The sequence below is a fragment of the Streptomyces sp. DG2A-72 genome (assembly GCF_030499575.1).
In the GTDB taxonomy this organism is placed as follows: domain Bacteria; phylum Actinomycetota; class Actinomycetes; order Streptomycetales; family Streptomycetaceae; genus Streptomyces.
The window spans coordinates 5,006,185-5,022,214 of sequence record NZ_JASTLC010000001.1 but is presented as its reverse complement, the minus strand read 5'-3'; the positions used below and the strand labels follow the sequence as shown (position 1 = coordinate 5,022,214).

The 16,030-nt window shown below is 70.0% G+C and carries 13 protein-coding genes, 1 tRNA gene and 1 pseudogene; 6 read left to right on the top strand and 9 right to left on the bottom strand.

The features are described from left to right. Nucleotides 1–56: 56 nt before the first annotated feature. From QQY66_RS23925 to QQY66_RS23910, 4 genes are read right to left on the bottom strand one after another with little or no spacing between them, the layout of a single operon-like run. The gene (locus tag QQY66_RS23925; protein ID WP_301982372.1) at nucleotides 57–1,043 is read right to left on the bottom strand and encodes a MerR family transcriptional regulator; all 987 of its coding nucleotides are present in this window, start codon (nucleotides 1,041–1,043) and stop codon (nucleotides 57–59) included. After that, the gene (locus QQY66_RS23920; protein ID WP_301982371.1) at nucleotides 1,040–1,918 is read right to left on the bottom strand and encodes a metal-dependent hydrolase; all 879 of its coding nucleotides are present in this window, start codon (nucleotides 1,916–1,918) and stop codon (nucleotides 1,040–1,042) included. The genes QQY66_RS23925 and QQY66_RS23920 overlap by 4 nt, the downstream gene beginning before the upstream one ends. After that, nucleotides 1,915–3,672 (bottom strand): SDR family oxidoreductase, encoded by a 1,758-nt coding sequence (locus tag QQY66_RS23915; RefSeq protein ID WP_301982370.1) that lies wholly within the window; start codon nucleotides 3,670–3,672, stop codon nucleotides 1,915–1,917. Before QQY66_RS23915 ends, QQY66_RS23920 begins: the two co-directional genes overlap by 4 nt. Then, complete coding sequence (locus QQY66_RS23910; RefSeq protein ID WP_301982369.1) at nucleotides 3,669–4,511, bottom strand: M24 family metallopeptidase; 843 nt, start codon at nucleotides 4,509–4,511, stop codon at nucleotides 3,669–3,671. Before QQY66_RS23910 ends, QQY66_RS23915 begins: the two co-directional genes overlap by 4 nt. Before the next feature lie 258 nt (nucleotides 4,512–4,769). On the opposite strand from QQY66_RS23910, the gene QQY66_RS23905 reads away from it, so the two are divergent. The 6 genes from QQY66_RS23905 to QQY66_RS23880 all read left to right on the top strand — a co-directional run bounded on the left by QQY66_RS23905 (nucleotide 4,770) and on the right by QQY66_RS23880 (nucleotide 8,994). Further along, complete coding sequence (locus QQY66_RS23905) at nucleotides 4,770–5,750, top strand: ABC transporter ATP-binding protein (protein WP_301987471.1); 981 nt, start codon at nucleotides 4,770–4,772, stop codon at nucleotides 5,748–5,750. Further along, nucleotides 5,740–6,648 carry an ABC transporter permease gene (locus tag QQY66_RS23900; protein ID WP_301982368.1) on the top strand — a complete coding sequence of 303 codons (909 nt, stop codon included), beginning with the start codon at nucleotides 5,740–5,742 and terminating at the stop codon, nucleotides 6,646–6,648. The genes QQY66_RS23905 and QQY66_RS23900 overlap by 11 nt, the downstream gene beginning before the upstream one ends. Further along, complete coding sequence (locus QQY66_RS23895; protein WP_301982367.1) at nucleotides 6,645–7,556, top strand: ABC transporter ATP-binding protein; 912 nt, start codon at nucleotides 6,645–6,647, stop codon at nucleotides 7,554–7,556. The genes QQY66_RS23900 and QQY66_RS23895 overlap by 4 nt, the downstream gene beginning before the upstream one ends. 10 nt (nucleotides 7,557–7,566) lie before the next feature. Then, nucleotides 7,567–8,286, top strand: coding sequence for an ABC transporter permease subunit (locus tag QQY66_RS23890; RefSeq protein ID WP_301982366.1), 720 nt, complete (start codon nucleotides 7,567–7,569; stop codon nucleotides 8,284–8,286). Between the two features lie 109 nt (nucleotides 8,287–8,395). Next, nucleotides 8,396–8,635 carry a hypothetical protein gene (locus QQY66_RS23885; protein ID WP_301982365.1) on the top strand — a complete coding sequence of 80 codons (240 nt, stop codon included), beginning with the start codon at nucleotides 8,396–8,398 and terminating at the stop codon, nucleotides 8,633–8,635. A gap of 271 nt (nucleotides 8,636–8,906) precedes the next feature. Further along, nucleotides 8,907–8,994 (top strand) — tRNA-Ser (locus QQY66_RS23880). 159 nt (nucleotides 8,995–9,153) lie between these two features. Here the strand turns inward: QQY66_RS23880 and QQY66_RS23875 are convergent. From QQY66_RS23875 to QQY66_RS23855, 5 genes and pseudogenes are all read right to left on the bottom strand, one after another. Next, on the bottom strand, nucleotides 9,154–9,957 hold the full coding sequence (locus QQY66_RS23875) for an HAD family hydrolase (RefSeq protein ID WP_301982364.1): 804 nt from the start codon (nucleotides 9,955–9,957) through the stop codon (nucleotides 9,154–9,156). Further along, the gene (gene serS, locus QQY66_RS23870; RefSeq protein WP_301982363.1) at nucleotides 9,954–11,231 is read right to left on the bottom strand and encodes a serine--tRNA ligase; all 1,278 of its coding nucleotides are present in this window, start codon (nucleotides 11,229–11,231) and stop codon (nucleotides 9,954–9,956) included. The genes QQY66_RS23875 and serS overlap by 4 nt, the downstream gene beginning before the upstream one ends. Nucleotides 11,232–11,839: 608 nt before the next feature. Further along, on the bottom strand, nucleotides 11,840–12,772 hold the full coding sequence (pheA, locus tag QQY66_RS23865; RefSeq protein ID WP_301982362.1) for a prephenate dehydratase: 933 nt from the start codon (nucleotides 12,770–12,772) through the stop codon (nucleotides 11,840–11,842). A 70-nt stretch (nucleotides 12,773–12,842) separates the two neighbouring features. Further along, entirely contained in the window at nucleotides 12,843–14,129 is a 1,287-nt protein-coding gene (efeB, locus tag QQY66_RS23860; RefSeq protein ID WP_301982361.1) for an iron uptake transporter deferrochelatase/peroxidase subunit, read from the bottom strand. Nucleotides 14,130–14,138: 9 nt separating this feature from the next. Continuing rightward, nucleotides 14,139–16,030, bottom strand: a pseudogene (locus QQY66_RS23855) (copper resistance CopC/CopD family protein).

Sequence of the window (16,030 nt, the reverse complement as noted above, 5' to 3'; positions counted from 1 at the left end):
CCAAGTCAAGTTATCCACAGGGGATTTGGCGACTCTGTGGACAACGAGCCGTCGATTCAAGGGGTTTCGTCAAGATCAACTGGTGTGGCCCTACTTGCGGCAAGATCGTCCAAGGCGCGGGCTCGCACCTCGCGTTCGGCGGCCAGGGCGATGAACTCGGCTGCCTTCCCCGGACCAACGAGCTTCTCCACGGCTCGCATCGTCCCCGCCGGAATCGTCACGGACCGTGACTCCTCGCTCACTTGCGGAGCCTCGCCCGTGCCGAGGTGCTGCCGCAGGTGCCGCACCGCGAACAGGCGCATCGCGCGGGCGAGTTCGGCGTCCACGGACTGGCGGGCGAGGGGTCGCAGACGCCGTACGAGCGAGGCCGCCTCGGCGGCGTCCGCGTCGGTCGGACGGTGCGGTCCGTCCAGGTAGCGGGCGAAGACGTGCTCTGTGGTGAACTCCAGGAAACGGGCCGCGATGTGCTCGACCTGGCCCCTCAACTCCCGCAGATGTCCCGAGATCGCGGACAGGGGGACCCCGGCCGCGTACAACTCGACGGCCACGGCGAGTTCTTGAGGGCTGGGCACGAGGAACGAGTCGCCGTCGCCCGGCACCGGCTCCAGCACACCGAGTTCGACCGCGTCGGCGACCGCCGCGTCGTCGGGGGAGCCGCCGAACCGCTCGTCCAGCTCGGCGCGAGAGATCCGTACCGCCTCCTCGTCGGTCCACGGACCGTCGACCTCGGCGACCAGCCCGAGCACGCCGCCGAGGCCCCGCCCGGCGTCCCAGGCCTCCAGGAGCTCCTTGATGGAGGCCAGGGTGTAACCGCGGTCCAGGAGATCGGCGATCTGGCGCAGACGGGCCAGATGCGCGTCGCCGTACACGTTCGCCCGGCCACGGCGCTCGGGGCGGGGGAGCAGGCCGCGGTCCTGGTAGGCACGGATGGTGCGGACCGTGGCGCCACTGAGGTGCGCGAGGTCCTCGATCCGGTAGGCGGGCGCGGTCCCCGCCCCGGCTGCGGCGCCAGGCCCCCGGGCTCCGGCGCCCTCCTTGCTCATGCCGCCGCCCTCGCCGCCGGTGACCTCCGCAGATACTCGACCGCCCGGCTCAGCGACCCTTCCTGCGAGGGGTGGTACGACCGCTTGAAGTAGCGGGGGATCGCGGCACCCAGCTCCCGCCACGCAGGCAACAGACCCTTGCGGACCGCCGTGTTGTGTTCGGCGAGGGAGTAGCGCAGGCGGCCGGCGAGCTGTGGATCGTGACGTATCAGGTACGCCGTGCCCCATACCCACAGGTAGAGCATCACCGGCGCGGTGACGGCCATCGCGGCGAGGCGGCGGGCGTAGCGGGGTGAACCGGGGCCGCCGCAGTGCTGGTACATGTCGAAGGCGACCGCTCGGTGCTCGACCTCCTCAGCGCCGTGCCAGCGCAGCAGATCGAGCATGACCTCGTCGGCGTCGGCCCGGTCCAGGGCGTCGGCGGCCAGCACCCAGTCGCCGAGTACCGCCGTGAACTGCTCGATCGCCGCGACGACGGCCAGCCGCCAGCGCAGCCACTCCGGCTGCGGTATGGGTGCGCCGAGCGGTGGGCGCTCGCCGAGCAGCCGCTCGAAGAGGAAGTCGACGTACTTGGTGAACTCCGCCGTGTCCAGCTGCTGTGCCTTGAGGTGGTCGAGCACATGCGAGTGCTGCACGCTGTGTGTGGCCTCCTGCCCCATGAACCCCTTGACGTCCGCCAGGAGTTCGGGATCCCGCACCAGCGGCAGGCCCTCCTTGAAGACCTTCACGAACCACCGCTCCCCCGCCGGCAGCAGCAGATGCAGCACGTTGATGACGTGGGTCGCGGTCGGCTCGCCGGGGATCCAGTGCAGTGGTGTGCGGGTCCAGTCGAAGGACACGCGGCGTGGGGTGATGGCGTACCGGTGATCGCTCATAGCGGTGGCTCCAGCCGGGCGACGGCCCGCAGCGCGCGGGGCGTGAACCGGGACATGAGGTGCGCGCCGCGCGCCTCGGGTGTCACCGGGACGACGGCCAGGTTCTTCACCACCGCCCGCAGGATCGCGTCGGCGACCTTCTCCGGCGGGTAGTTCCGCAGCCCGTACAGACGGGCGGACTTCTTCTGGCGCCGCTTCTCCTCGGCGGCGTCGACCCCGGCGAAGCGTGCGGTGGAGGTGATGTTGGTGTTGATGAAGCCGGGGCATATCGCCGTCACGCCGATGCCCTGTCCGGCCAGCTCCGCGCGCAGGCACTCGCTCAGCATCAGCACGGCCGCCTTGGAGGTGCTGTACGCGGGCAGCGCCTTGGAGGGCTGGTACGCCGCCGCTGACGCGGTGTTGACGATGTGGCCGCCCTGTCCACGCTCGGCCATCTGCTTCCCGAACAGGCGGCAGCCGTGGATCACGCCCCACAGGTTGACGTCGAGGACCTTCTTCCAGTCCTCCGGGGTGGTGTCCAGGAAGGAGCCGGACAGGCCGATCCCGGCGTTGTTCACCAGCACGTCCACCACGCCGTACTCGGCGGCGACCTTCTCGGCGAGCTTCTCCATGGCCTGCTCGTCACAGACGTCGACGGTCTCCGCCCACGCCTCGGGGGCGCCGACCAGCCGGGACAGCTCGGCGGTGCGCGCCGCGGCCTCCGCGTCCCGGTCGACGGACACCACGCGCGCGCCCGCCTCGGCGAACGCGAACGCCGTGGCCCGCCCGATGCCGCTGCCCGCGCCGGTGACCAGGACGAGCTGCCCGCCGAACCGGTCCGCGTGCCTGCCCGTGGCGCTCATCTGCGGTCTGCCGCCCTCGACGGCGGTCACGAACTCGGAGACCCACGCCGTCAGTTGGTCGGGCCGGGAACGCGGGACCCAGTGCTTCGCGGGGAGCGTACGGCGGGTCAACTGCGGAACCCACTCCTCCAGTCCGTCGTACAGCTTCTCCGACAGGAACGCGTCGCCCAGGGGCGTGATGAGCTGCACGGGCGCGTGCGCGTAGGCGTCCGTGCGGGGCCTGCGCAGCCTCGGCCGTACGTTGTCCCGGTACAGCCATGCCCCGTGGGCCGCGTCCCTGGGGAGCGAGGAGGTCGGGTAGCCGTCGCCGGGTACGCGCTCCACGCGCTCCAGGATCCGCGGCCAGCTCTTGCCGAGGGGGCCGCGCCAGGCCAGTTCGGGCAGGACCGGCGTGTGCAGCAGATACACGTACCAGGACTTGGCGCCCTGGCCCAGCAGCTGGCCGACCCGGCGCGGGGTGGGGCGCTTCACGCGCGCGTGGATCCAGTGCCCGAAGTGGTCCAGGGACGGCCCGGACACCGAGGTGAAGGACGCGATCCGCCCCTCGGTGCGCTGGACGGTGACGAACTCCCAGGACTGCACCGAGCCCCAGTCGTGCCCCACCAGATGCACCGGCCGGTCCGGGCTGACCGCGTCCACGACCGCCAGGAAGTCGTCCGTCAGCTTCTCCAGCGTGAACCCGCCGCGCAGCGGCCGCGGTGCCGTGGACCGGCCGTGGCCCCGGACGTCGTACGCTACGACATGGAAGCGGTCGGCGAGTCCGGCGGCGACCTCGGACCACACCTCCTTGCTGTCGGGGTAGCCGTGCACGAGGACGACCGTCGGCCGGTCCGGGTCCCCCAGCTCGGCGACGCACAGCTCGACCCCGCCGACCCGCACCCGGCGCTCCCGCGCCCCCTTCAGCACCGTCACTTGTCCTCCGCCCAGCGCCGCACGTGCGGCAGATCGTCGTCCAGCCAGAAGGCGCTCTGCTCGGGGTCCTTGGAGTCGGTGACGACCAGGATCTCCTCGAACTTCGCGCCCGTACCCCGGAAGCCGAGATGGGGTTCGACCGCCCACAGCCCCGGCTGCGGCGGGTGGTCGGAGAAGCGGTACGGCGACCACAGCGGCGACCAGCCCTCGCGGTGGCCGTGCAGCGCGTCGCTCGCCAGGCCCTTCAGGGACTGCGTGCCGAACCCGAACACATGCGGCGACCAGCGGCGCTCCTTGACCCGGTCCACCTTGTGGGCGATCACGCCGAACGGGTAGGCGCGGTGCCGGTTGGCGTAGCCCTGGCGGGCCATGAGCCGGTCCACGTCCTCGTAGATCTCCTTGAGCGGGCGGCGCTCGCGCACCTCGCGCAGGATCAGCTCACGGTGCGCCTCCAGGTCGGCCATCAGCTTGTCCTGCACCGGGTTGAGGCCGAGCGAGCCGGAGTAGCCGATGTCCGCCGTGCAGCCCTCGAAGACCGGGGCCATGTCCAGGATGAACGGCATTCCGGGCTCGAGTCGGCGGTTGGTGGGGAAGAACTGCAGCGGGATGCGGAAGTTCACGAACGCCGTGCGGTCGCCGAACCAGGCGAAGGGCAGATGGAACCAGTCCCGCACGCCCCGCTCACGCAGCCACTCGCGCTGCATCCGCGCCGCCTCGCGCTCGGTCACCCCCGGCTGCAACCGGGCCGCGACCGCCTCCGCGCACTCGTACGCCAGGCGCTGCACCGTCCGGAACTTCCGCAGCTCCGCGGCGCGTTCATCTGCAACAGCCGTCGTCATCCGACACCGCCCCACCCTGTCCACGCTGACCGCGGTACGTGTCCGTAACTTGACACTGGCGAATGTGACAGTTGTTGGAGGCTGCGTCAATAGGCCCACCCACGCCTGTGGACAACGCCGCCGATGTGGAAAAGACGGCCGGCGTTGTTCGACCTCAGGGTGACCCCTAGGGCCCCGTACGACTCCAGAGGGACGCCAAGACGGCTCTCGGGTCTGACGACCGGAGTGGTTTGCGTCACTACCGTCTTAGACGTGACTGTGATCGCGACCGAAAGCCTGAGCAAGCGGTTCCCCCGGGTGACCGCGCTTGACCGGCTCTCCGTGGACGTCGGGCCCGGTGTGACCGGACTCGTCGGAGCCAATGGAGCCGGCAAGTCCACACTGATCAAGATCCTGCTGGGTCTGTCCCCTGCCACCGAAGGCCGTGCCGAAGTGCTCGGACTCGACGTCGCCACCAAGGGCGCCGCGATCCGCGAGCGAGTCGGCTACATGCCGGAACACGACTGTCTGCCGCCGGACGTCTCGGCCACCGAGTTCGTCGTCCACATGGCACGCATGTCCGGCCTCCCGCCCGCCGCCGCGCGTGAGCGCACCGCGGACACCCTGCGCCATGTCGGTCTGTACGAGGAGCGCTACCGCCCCATCGGCGGCTACTCGACCGGCATGAAGCAGCGCGTGAAGCTGGCCCAGGCCCTGGTGCACGACCCGCAGCTGGTCTTCCTGGACGAGCCGACCAACGGCCTCGACCCGGTCGGCCGCGACGAGATGCTCGGCCTGATCCGCAGGATCCACACCGACTTCGGCATCTCCGTCCTGGTCACCTCGCACCTGCTGGGCGAACTGGAGCGCACCTGCGACCACGTCGTCGTGGTCGACGGCGGCAAGCTCCTGCGCTCCAGCTCCACCACGGACTTCACCCAGACCACGACGACGCTCGCCGTCGAGGTCACCGACACCGACGAACACCCGGACGGCACCCGCGCGATGCGCGAGGCGCTGCACGCGCGCGGGGTGGACCTCCTCGACTCGGCGAGCGGCCTGCCGGGCGCCGGTCACATCCTGCTGCTGACCGCGCAGGGCGAGGAGACCTACGACCTCGTCCGCGACGTGGTGGCCGACCTCGGCCTCGGCCTGGTCCGCATGGAACAGCGCAGGCACCACATCTCCGAGGTCTTCACGGACGAGGCCTCCCAGGACACCGACGCACAGCGGAAGGAGGCCGTCGGCCATGGCAGTTGAGCACCCCGTAGCGGCACCCCCGGGCGACCAGACCCGCATCCACAACATCGGCTACCGCAACTACGACGGCCCCCGCCTCGGCCGCTCCTACGCCACCCGCTCCCTCTACTCGCAGTCCCTGCGCGGCTCCTACGGCCTCGGCCGCTCGGTGAAGTCCAAGGTGCTGCCGATGCTGCTGTTCGTGGTGATGTGCGTGCCCGCGGCCATCATGGTCGCCGTCGCGGTCGCCACGAAGGCCAGCAAACTACCCGTCGACTACACGGAATACGCGATCTTCCTTCAGGCCGTCATCAGCCTGTACGTCGCCTCGCAGGCACCCCAGTCCGTCTCCCGCGACCTGCGCTTCAAGACCGTACCGCTGTACTTCTCACGGCCCATCGAGACCGCCGACTACGTACGCGCCAAGTACGCGGCGCTCGCCTCGGCCATGTTCATCCTCACCGCCGCCCCGCTGATCGTGCTCTATGTGGGCGCGCTGCTGGCGAAACTCGACTTCGCCGACCAGACCAAGGGATTCGGCCAGGGACTCGTCGCCGTGGCACTGCTCTCACTGCTCTTCGCCGGGATCGGCCTCGTCATCGCCTCGGTCACCCCGCGCCGCGGCTTCGGTATCGCCGCCGTGATCGCCGTCCTGACCATCTCCTACGGCGCCGTCTCCACGCTCCAGGCCATCGCCGACGCACAGGGCACGACCGACGCCATCGCCTGGATCGGCCTGTTCTCGCCGATCACGCTCATCGACGGAGTGCAGTCGGCGTTCCTCGGAGCCTCATCGGCCTTCCCGGGTGCCGTCGGCCCGTCCAATGGCGAGGGCGTGGTCTACGTCCTCGTCACCCTGGGCCTGATCGCCGCCTGCTACGGCCTCCTGATGCGCCGCTACCGAAAGGTCGGACTGTGACCACGCTCTCCATCGACCACGTCTCCCGCTGGTTCGGCAACGTGGTCGCCGTCAACGACATCACCATGACGATCGGCCCCGGCGTCACCGGCCTCCTCGGCCCCAACGGCGCCGGAAAGTCCACCCTCATCAACATGATGGCCGGCTTCCTGGCCCCCTCAACGGGCACCGTCACCCTCGACGGCCAGCCGACCTGGCGCAACGAGCAGATCTACAAGCAGATCGGCATCGTCCCCGAGCGCGAGGCGATGTACGACTTCCTCACCGGCCGCGAATTCGTCGTCGCCAACGCCGAATTGCACGGCCTCGGCGCCAACGCCGCCCAGAAGGCCCTGGCCACCGTCGAGATGGAGTACGCGCAGGACCGCAAGATCTCCACGTACTCCAAGGGCATGCGGCAGCGCGTGAAGATGGCCAGCGCCCTGGTCCACAACCCCTCGCTCCTCCTCCTCGACGAACCCTTCAACGGCATGGACCCGCGTCAGCGCATGCAGCTGATGGACCTGCTGCGGAAAATGGGCGACGAGGGCCGCACGGTCCTGTTCTCGTCCCACATCCTCGAAGAGGTCGAGCAACTCGCCCGCCACATCGAGGTCGTCGTCGCCGGACGGCACGCGGCCAGCGGCGACTTCCGCAAGATCCGCCGCCTGATGACCGACCGACCGCACCGCTACCTGGTGCGCTCCAGCGACGACCGCGCGCTCGCGGCCGTGCTGATCTCCGACTCGTCGACGTCCGGCATCGAAGTCGACCTGGCGGAAGGCGCGTTGCGCATCCAGGCCGTCGACTTCGGCCGCTTCACCGCGCTGCTGCCCAAGGTCGCCCGCGACCACGGCATCCGGCTGCTGGCGGTCTCGCCGTCCGACGAGTCCCTGGAGTCCGTGTTCTCGTATCTGGTCGCGGCGTAGGAGGCCGAAGATGTACGACCCCACAGTCGCCCGACTCACCTACCGGGCCCTGCTCGGCCGTCGCAGGGCCCTCATTCTGGGCGCCCTGCCCCTACTGCTCATCGTGATCTCCGTGATCGTCCGCGTCCTGGTCGGCACGGACGATCAGACCGCGGCGGACCTGCTGGGCGGCCTCGCGCTCGCCACCATGGTGCCGATCATCGGCGTCATCGCCGGCACCGGAGCGATCGGCCCGGAGATCGACGACGGCTCCGTTGTCTATCTGCTGTCCAAGCCGGTGAAACGCCCCACGATCATCTTCACCAAGCTGATCGTCGCGATCGCCGTGACCATGGTGTTCTCGGCGGTGCCGACCCTGATCGCCGGCTTCATCCTCAACGGCAACGGCCAGCAGATCGCCGTCGCCTACACGGTCGCCGCACTGGTCGCCTCCATCGCGTACGCCGCGCTCTTCCTGCTGCTGGGCACGGTGTCCCGGCACGCGGTGGTCTTCGGACTCGTCTACGCGCTGGTCTGGGAGGCCCTGTTCGGCTCCCTGGTCTCCGGCGCGCGCACGCTCAGCGTCCAGCAGTGGTCGCTGGCCGTCGCCCACAAGGTCGCCGGCGGATCCATGGTGACCTCGGACGTCGGACTGACGACGGCCACGGTGCTGCTGGTCGTGGTGACCGTACTCGCCACCTGGTACGCCGGGCAGAAGCTGCGGTCGCTGACGCTGGCGGGCGAGGAGTAGACGCACCGCTTATTGACAGGGACTTCTGACAGGGACTTCTGACAGGGACTTCACCCCTGTCGGGGCACACTGGGCACAACGGGGGACGCACGAATGGGAGGCACCGGGGATGGCAGGAGAGTCGACGCAGGGCGGGGGACAGCCGGAGTCGAGGGACGCCTGGGACGAGTTGGTCCTGGACGACGACTTCATACGCTCCGCCGAAACCTCCGAGCCGTCCGCCCGTGCCCGGATGCTCGCCGCCCGTTGGCGCGAGGAGAAGCCCGAGCCCCAGCCGTGGCGCTCCGACGAGCCGCCCGCGGGGTGGTTCTTCAGCAAGTCCCGTCGGCGCAGGCGGTGGCGCCGGTAGCGGTCCCACCGCCGCCTCTAAATTCAGTGGCGCCCAACTCGTCGTACGGGCACAGTGGTTGTGTCCACGACGCCGGGCGGTGAGTTCGGCGCCACGTTCTGGGAGAGGAGCTGCGCGATGTCCATGCACGGCAGTACGCACAGCTCCCGACAGGGCAGCCCGCGGCGAGTTCCGGTGTAGTTACCCCACCGTCGAACCCGCTCCGCACGGGGCGCTGCCCGGGGCGGCCGCTTCGAGCACGCGATGTCGCTCTCGCGTGGGCCGCCCTCCCGGAGGATTGGCCGAGTGGTAAGGCACTGGCTTGCTAAGCCATGGTCGGGCCTGAAAAGCCCGCGCACGTTCGATCCGTGCATCCTCCGCGAGACGTTGTCACTGTGACTTGGCCGATGTGCAGGGCTCGGAGTACGTCGAGAGGCGCCCGGCGCTGCAGGCTGTGCCCACCCTCCTCCACTCTCGGCTTCGCTCGAGCGGGGGGGGGGACCCCATCGCCCTGCGGAACGACTGCCCACGGCGGTCAGCTAACCGAGCAGACGCTCCAGGACCACCGCGATCCCGTCCTCCTCGTTGGACGCGGTCACCTCATCCGCCACGGCCTTCAGCTCCGCATGGGCGTTGGCCATCGCCACCCCGTACGACGCCCAGCCGAACATCGGCACGTCATTCGGCATGTCGCCGAAGGCAATCGTTTCCGCGGCCTTCACACCCAGGCGGCGCGCGGCCAGCGACAGCCCCGTCGCCTTCGACAATCCCAGCGGCAGCAACTCGACGATGCCCTCGCCGGCCATGGCGACGGTGACGAATCCCCCCGCGGCCTGCCGTGAGGCTTCCGCCAGCTCGTCGTCCGACAGCTCAGGGTGCTGGATGTAGATCTTGTTCAGCGGCGCCGTCCACAGATCCGACGCCTCCGTGAACGGGATCGACGGCAGCGCCCCCGTGACCGCGTAGCCCGGCCCGACCAGGACCTCGCCGTCCAGCCCGTCCCGGCTCGCCGCGAGATACAGCGGCCCGACCTCTGCCTCGATCTTCGCCAGGGCCACCCCGGCCAGCTGCCGGTCCAGCGTCACCGACGTCAGCAGACGGTGCTGCCCGGCGTCGTACACCTGCGCCCCCTGGCCGCAGACCGCGAGGCCCTCGTAGCCGAGGTCGTCGAGGATGTGCCGTGTCCACGGGACCGCGCGGCCGGTCACCACGATGTGCGCGGCACCGGCCTCCGTGGCCGCGGCGAGGGCCTCACGGGTGCGCCGGGAGACCGACTCGTCGGACCGCAGGAGCGTTCCGTCGAGGTCGGTCGCGATGAGCCGATAGGGGAAACCGGCGCTCACTTGGCCACCGGCTCCAGGACCTCTCGGCCGCCCAGGTAGGGGCGCAGCACCTCGGGCACGTGGACCGACCCGTCGGCCTGCTGGTGGTTCTCCAGGATCGCCACGATCGTGCGCGGTACGGCGCACAGCGTGCCGTTGAGCGTCGCCAGCGGCTTGACCTGCTTGCCGTCACGGAAGCGGATCGACAGGCGGCGGGACTGGAACTCCGTGCAGTCCGAGGTCGACGTCAGCTCCCGGTACTTGCCCTGGGTCGGGATCCACGCCTCGCAGTCGAACTTGCGGGCGGCCGAGGAGCCCAGGTCACCGGTCGCGACGTCGATGACGCGGAACGGCAGCTCCAGCGACGTCAGCCACTGCTTCTCCCACTCCAGCAGGCGCTGGTGCTCGGCCTGCGAGTCCTCCGGGGCGACGTACGAGAACATCTCGACCTTGTCGAACTGGTGGACGCGGAAGATGCCCCGTGTGTCCTTGCCGTGCGAGCCGGCCTCGCGGCGGAAGCAGGGCGAGAAGCCCGCGTAGCGCAGCGGGAGGCGGTCGGCGTCGATGATCTCGTCCATGTGGTACGCGGCGAGGGGTACCTCGGAGGTGCCGACCAGGTAGAGGTCGTCGTTGGCGAGGTGGTAGACGTCCTGGGCGGCCTGGCCGAGGAAGCCGGTGCCGGCCATCGACTGCGGGCGGACCAGCGCCGGGGTCAGCATCGGTGTGAAACCGGCGGCCGTGGCCTGCGCGATCGCCGCGTTCACCAGCGCCAGTTCCAGGAGCGCGCCCACACCCGTCAGGAAGTAGAAGCGCGAGCCGGAGACCTTCGCACCGCGCTCGACGTCGATCGCGCCGAGCAGCTGGCCGAGCTCCAGGTGGTCCTTTGGCTCGAAGCCCTCGGCGCCGAAGTCGCGGATCGTGCCGTGCGTCTCCAGCTCGACGAAGTCCTCCTCGCCGCCCACGGGGACGTCGGGGTGGACGAGGTTGCCCAGCCGGAGCAGCAGCTCCTGGGTCTCGGCGGCGGCGGCGTCGCGCTCGGCGTCGGCCGCCTTGACGTCGGCGGCGAGCTGGCTCGCCTTCTTCAGCAGCTCGGCCTTCTCGTCCCCCGAGGCCTTGGGGATCAGCTTGCCGAGCGCCTTCTGCTCGGCGCGCAGCTCGTCGAAGCGGACGCCGGACGACCTGCGCCGCTCGTCGGCAGACAGGAGGGAGTCGACGAGCGCGACGTCCTCTCCACGGGCGCGCTGCGACGCACGCACACGGTCGGGGTCCTCACGGAGCAGGCGAAGGTCAATCACGCGGCCAAGGCTACCGGTGCGGACTGACGGCACACGACTCACTATTCCGAGCGGTGTCCGAACTGATCCTTACGTTGCGTTATGAGTGAATTGCCCTGTGTGTCAATAAAAGGCGTCTCACTCCCTGGAACGGGTCATCGACCGGGCGTCCGGTTGACTCGATTTCCTTGCGGGGGACGGGACTTGAGGGACCTGTTGTCCACAGGGCTCCACAGCCCCGAAGAGTTATCCACAGGCTGTGCGAAAGATCTGTGGATGCCGCAAGCGATCATTCCGAATCGTCTCCTCCGGCCGAAGAATTCCCGAGTCAAACCACCCCCAGGCTCACTTTCGGGTGGAAAAGGGTCGCCCCAAAGGATTGGCCCAAGGAAACGGGTGGACGAAGAGTGACCACAGGGGCTGTGGACGAACTTGCCCGCTGTACGGAGATTTGTCGACTGAGTCGCGTTCCGTTGTCGACTTGTCCCCAGGTCGAGATGGTGCCCTGTGGATAACTCCTGTGGATAACGTAAATCAGCAGGTAGGACCGGCCGAAACCAGCCCGCAACCCACGCGTCATGTGCCGTCTGCCTGCCCGGAACCGAGGCTCAGCCGCCCGGAACCCGGGCTCAGAACCGCCCGTCCTGGCAGCGCGCCACCCAGTCCGACGCCGACACGAACTCCTCGTCCGAGGTCCCCGTCAGCGGAGCTCGTACATCCCCCGGCTGCGCATCGGCACGCGGATACGAACCGAGGAAGCGCACCTGGAGGCAGATCCGCTTGAGCCCCATCAGGGCCTCGGCGACCCTGCGGTCCGAGATATGGCCCTCGGCGTCGACGCAGAAGCAGTAGTTGCCGATGCCGGCGCCGGTGGGCCGGGACTGGAGCAGCATCAGGTTGATGCCCCGGGTGCCGAACTCGCCCAGCAGATCGCGCAGCCCGCCGGGATGGTCGTCGCGCTGCCACAGCACGACGGACGTCTTGTCCGCGCCGGTCGGCGCCGCGGGCCGGGCGGGCCTGCCCACCAGCACGAACCGGGTCTGGGCGTTCTCGGCGTCGTGGATCTCGGTCTCCAGGGCCTCGAGTCCGTACCGGGCGGCGGCGAACTCGCCGGCGAAGGCGGCGTCGTACTGGCCCTCCTGAACCAGGCGTGCGGCGTCCGCGTTCGAGGCGGCCGACTCCCAGTGCGCGTCCGGGAGGTTGTTCTTCAGCCAGTTCCGTACCTGCGGCTGGGCCGCCGGATGCGCGGAGACCGTCTTGATGTCCGACAGCTTCGTGCCCGGCCGGACCAGAAGCGCGAAGGTGATGGACAGCAGCACCTCGCGGTAGATCATCAGCGGGGCGCCCGCGACCAGCTCGTCGAGCGTGGTCGTGATGCCGCCCTCGACGGAGTTCTCGATCGGTACGAACGCGGCCTCGGCCTCACCGCCCCGGACCGCGTCGAGCGCGGACTGCACGGACACGTAGGGGATCAGCTCCCGGGTGGCCGCCTCGGGAAGGGTGCGCAGGGCGACTTCGGTGAAGGTGCCTTCAGGGCCGAGATACGCATAGCTGGCTGGCATGACCTCACCCTAATGGGGCCCCGGTGACACGGCCCACGTATCTCACCGGAGCCTCTGGGACCGGCCACTCTCACCCCTCCAGCAACCGCTGCCCCACGTACTCCCCCTCCGCAGCCCCACCCGGCACCGCGAACAGCCCGCTCGCCTCGTGCCGGATGAACTTCGACAGCGCGTCCCCCCGGTCCAGCTTCCGCTGCACGGTCACGAAGCCGCGCAGCGGATCGGCCTGCCAGCAGACGAACAGCAGCCCCGCGTCCGGCACGCCGTCCGTGTCGAAACCGTCGTGGTACGAGAAGGGCCGCCGCAGCATCGCTGCCCCGCCGTTCTGGTCGGGCCGGGTGATGCGCGCATGGGCGTTGATCGGGACGACGAGATTCCCTTGCGCGTCCGTCTTCTCCAGATCCATCTCGGTCGTCTCGCCGCCCCCGGACAGCGGCGCCCCGTCGGACTTGCGGCGCCCGATGACGTCCTCCTGGGCCTTGACCGAGAGCTGCTCCCAGTCGTCGAGCAGCATGCGGATCCGTCGTACGACGGCGTAGGAGCCGTTGGCCATCCACTGCGGGTCGTTCGACGGGGAGGCCGGCACGAAGATCCGCTGGTCGAAGTCGGACTCGCTCGGTTTGGGGTTGCGGGTGCCGTCGATCTGGCCCATGAGGTTGCGTGCCGTCATGGGGTGGGCGGTGGCGCCCGGCGAGCGGTTGAAGCCGTTCATCTGCCAGCGGATGCGGGCCGCGCTGCCCGCGTCCTTCTGGATGGCGCGCAGCGCGTGGAAGGCGACCAGGGCGTCGTTGGCGCCGATCTGGACCCACAGGTCGCCGTTGCTGCGGTTCTTGTCGAGGTGGTCGGAGGAGAAGTCGGGCAGCGGGTCGAGGGAGACCGGCCGCTGTTTCTCCAGGCCGGTACGGGCGAAGAAGCTGTGCCCGAAGCCGAACGTGACCGTCAGCGAGGACGGCCCGGCGTCCCGTGCCACATCCGTGTCGTCCTGCTTCGCCGCCTCCCCCGCCATCAGCCGCTGTGCCGTCTCCGACCAGCGCCGCAGCAGCGCGGCGGCTTCCTTGCGCCCCGCCCCCGCCGTCAGGTCGAAGGCGATCAGGTGCCCGCGAGCCTGCAGCCCCTCGGTGATGCCGGGCTGATGTTTCCCGTGAAACATCGCCTGCCCGGCGCCGAGCGAGGTCAGCGGAGTGGCCTCGGAGGGCGCCGCCGTGTACCCCACGGCACCGCCCGCCGCGCCGAGGACGAGCCCGGTGGCACCGGCGGTGCCGAGGAGCTTCCGCCGCGAAATGCCCTCGTGAGCGACAGGAGCCGCGTCAGGAGCGTCAGGAGTACGGGCCCCAGGGATGGACGTGTGGTCAGCCATGATGGTGGTTCAGCCGATCTGCGCGTTCTTGTCGACGGTCACTTGGTCGATGTCGGAGGTCCGTACGGTCACGGCGATCTTCCACTCGCCGGCCATGGGGATCTGCACCCCGGTCGCCGACCAGTGGCCGGTGGTGATGTGGTCGGGGGTGACGGGGAGCGGCCCGATGTCCTTGGCTTCGAGGGTGAAGGCGACCTTCACCTCGGGGATGTCGAAGGCCCGGCCATTGGGACGCTGCACGTAGACGTGCATCTCGTTGCCGCCCACGCGCGCGGGGTCCAGGTCGATCCGTACGAGGCCCTTGCCGTCCTCGCCGCCCGTGTCGAAGGGCATGTCCAGGGTCAGCGCCCCGGACGCCGAGTCCGAGGAGGAAGCGGCGGACGAGGTCGCGGCCTTGGCGTCCTCCTCGGTGCGTCCCGGCTCGGTCTGCGTGAGCACGGTGGTGACGGCGAGCAGGACGACGGCGACGCTTGCCTCGGCGAGCACGGAGCGCCGGAGCCCGAACCGGTTCGGATCGGCGTCCCGTGACCGCTTCTGCCGCGCCGCGTCCATCGCGGCCTGCTGCCGGGCGAGCTGCGCGGCCCGCTTGGAGTCGCCGTCGGCCTGCTTCGAGCCGGTGCCGGCCCGGCGCCGGCAGGCTCCTTCGCTACGACCTCGGCCGCCGCGGGCACCGTCTCCGCCAGCCGGGCGGTCCACCGCCGTGAGAGGTACGCGACGCCGACGAGCAGCGCCACGAGCCCGATCTTGACGAGCAGCAGCTGGCCGTACGTCGTGTCGGTGAACGCCGACCAGGAGCCGAGCTGGCGCCAGGACTGGTAGGTCCCGGTCGCGACCAGCACGACGACGCTGCTGAAGGCGACGGTCGAGAAGCGGCGTACGGCGGTGGAGTCGAGCGGGTTGTCCGCGGGCGCCCGGTACAGCGCGAGGAGCAGCGCGGTGAGTCCGCCGAGCCAGGCGGCGACGGCGAGCAGGTGGAGGATGTCGACCGGCATCGCGATCCCGGCCTGGATACCGACGGAGGCGTGCTCGGACATCGCCCAGCTCGCCGCGAGCCCGGCGGCCACGACGACCCCGCCGACCGCGAGCCCGAAGGTCAGGTCCCGCTTCTCCTCTTCCTCCCGCTTGTCATAGGCCCCGAACAGCACCGCGATGAACAGCGCCGCCGCGGCGAGCAGCAGCAGCCGGGATACGAGGGCCGCACCCGTCTTGGTCTGGAGGACCTGCCCGAGCAGGTCCAGGTCGAAGATCTCGTCGGCCTTCCCGCGGCTGGTGTAGGAGCCGCGCAGGAGCAGCAGCCCGAGGGTGGCCGCGGTGAGCGTGATCCATCCGGAGACGACGAGCCGTTGCAGGGCCCGCACTCCGGAGCCGCGCTGCCAGCAGGCCAGTACGAAGGCGGCGCCGCCGACCAGCACGATGAAACCGGCGTACGACATGTACCGCCCGAACCCGTACAGCCAGCCGACGACCCCGCCGCCCCCGGTCTCGTCGGACACCGAGACGGAGGTGGAGGAGGGGGCGCCGATGGAGAAGGTGTAGGCGCCGGCGACGGGATGGCTGTCCGCGGAGACGACCTGGTAGGAGACGGTGTACGTGCCGTCGGGCAGGCCGCTGTGCAGCTTCACGGCGTACGTCGTGCCGCTCACGTTGGACGGGGTGCCGCTGTTGACCTGCTTGCCCTTGGGGTCGAGCACGCGCAGTGAGTCGTCGGACATCGAGACCTGCTCGGAGAAGGTCAGCGACACCTGCGCCGGAGCCTTGTCGACCACTGCCCCCTGCTGGGGGTCGCTGCCGGTCAGTGCGGCATGCGCGGAGGCCTGTCCGGCTCCGGCGAGGAGCAGACCGGTGGCGGCCAGGAGCAGCAGCACCAGGGTCCGGACGCGGGGGGCGATGGTCTGTGTCAC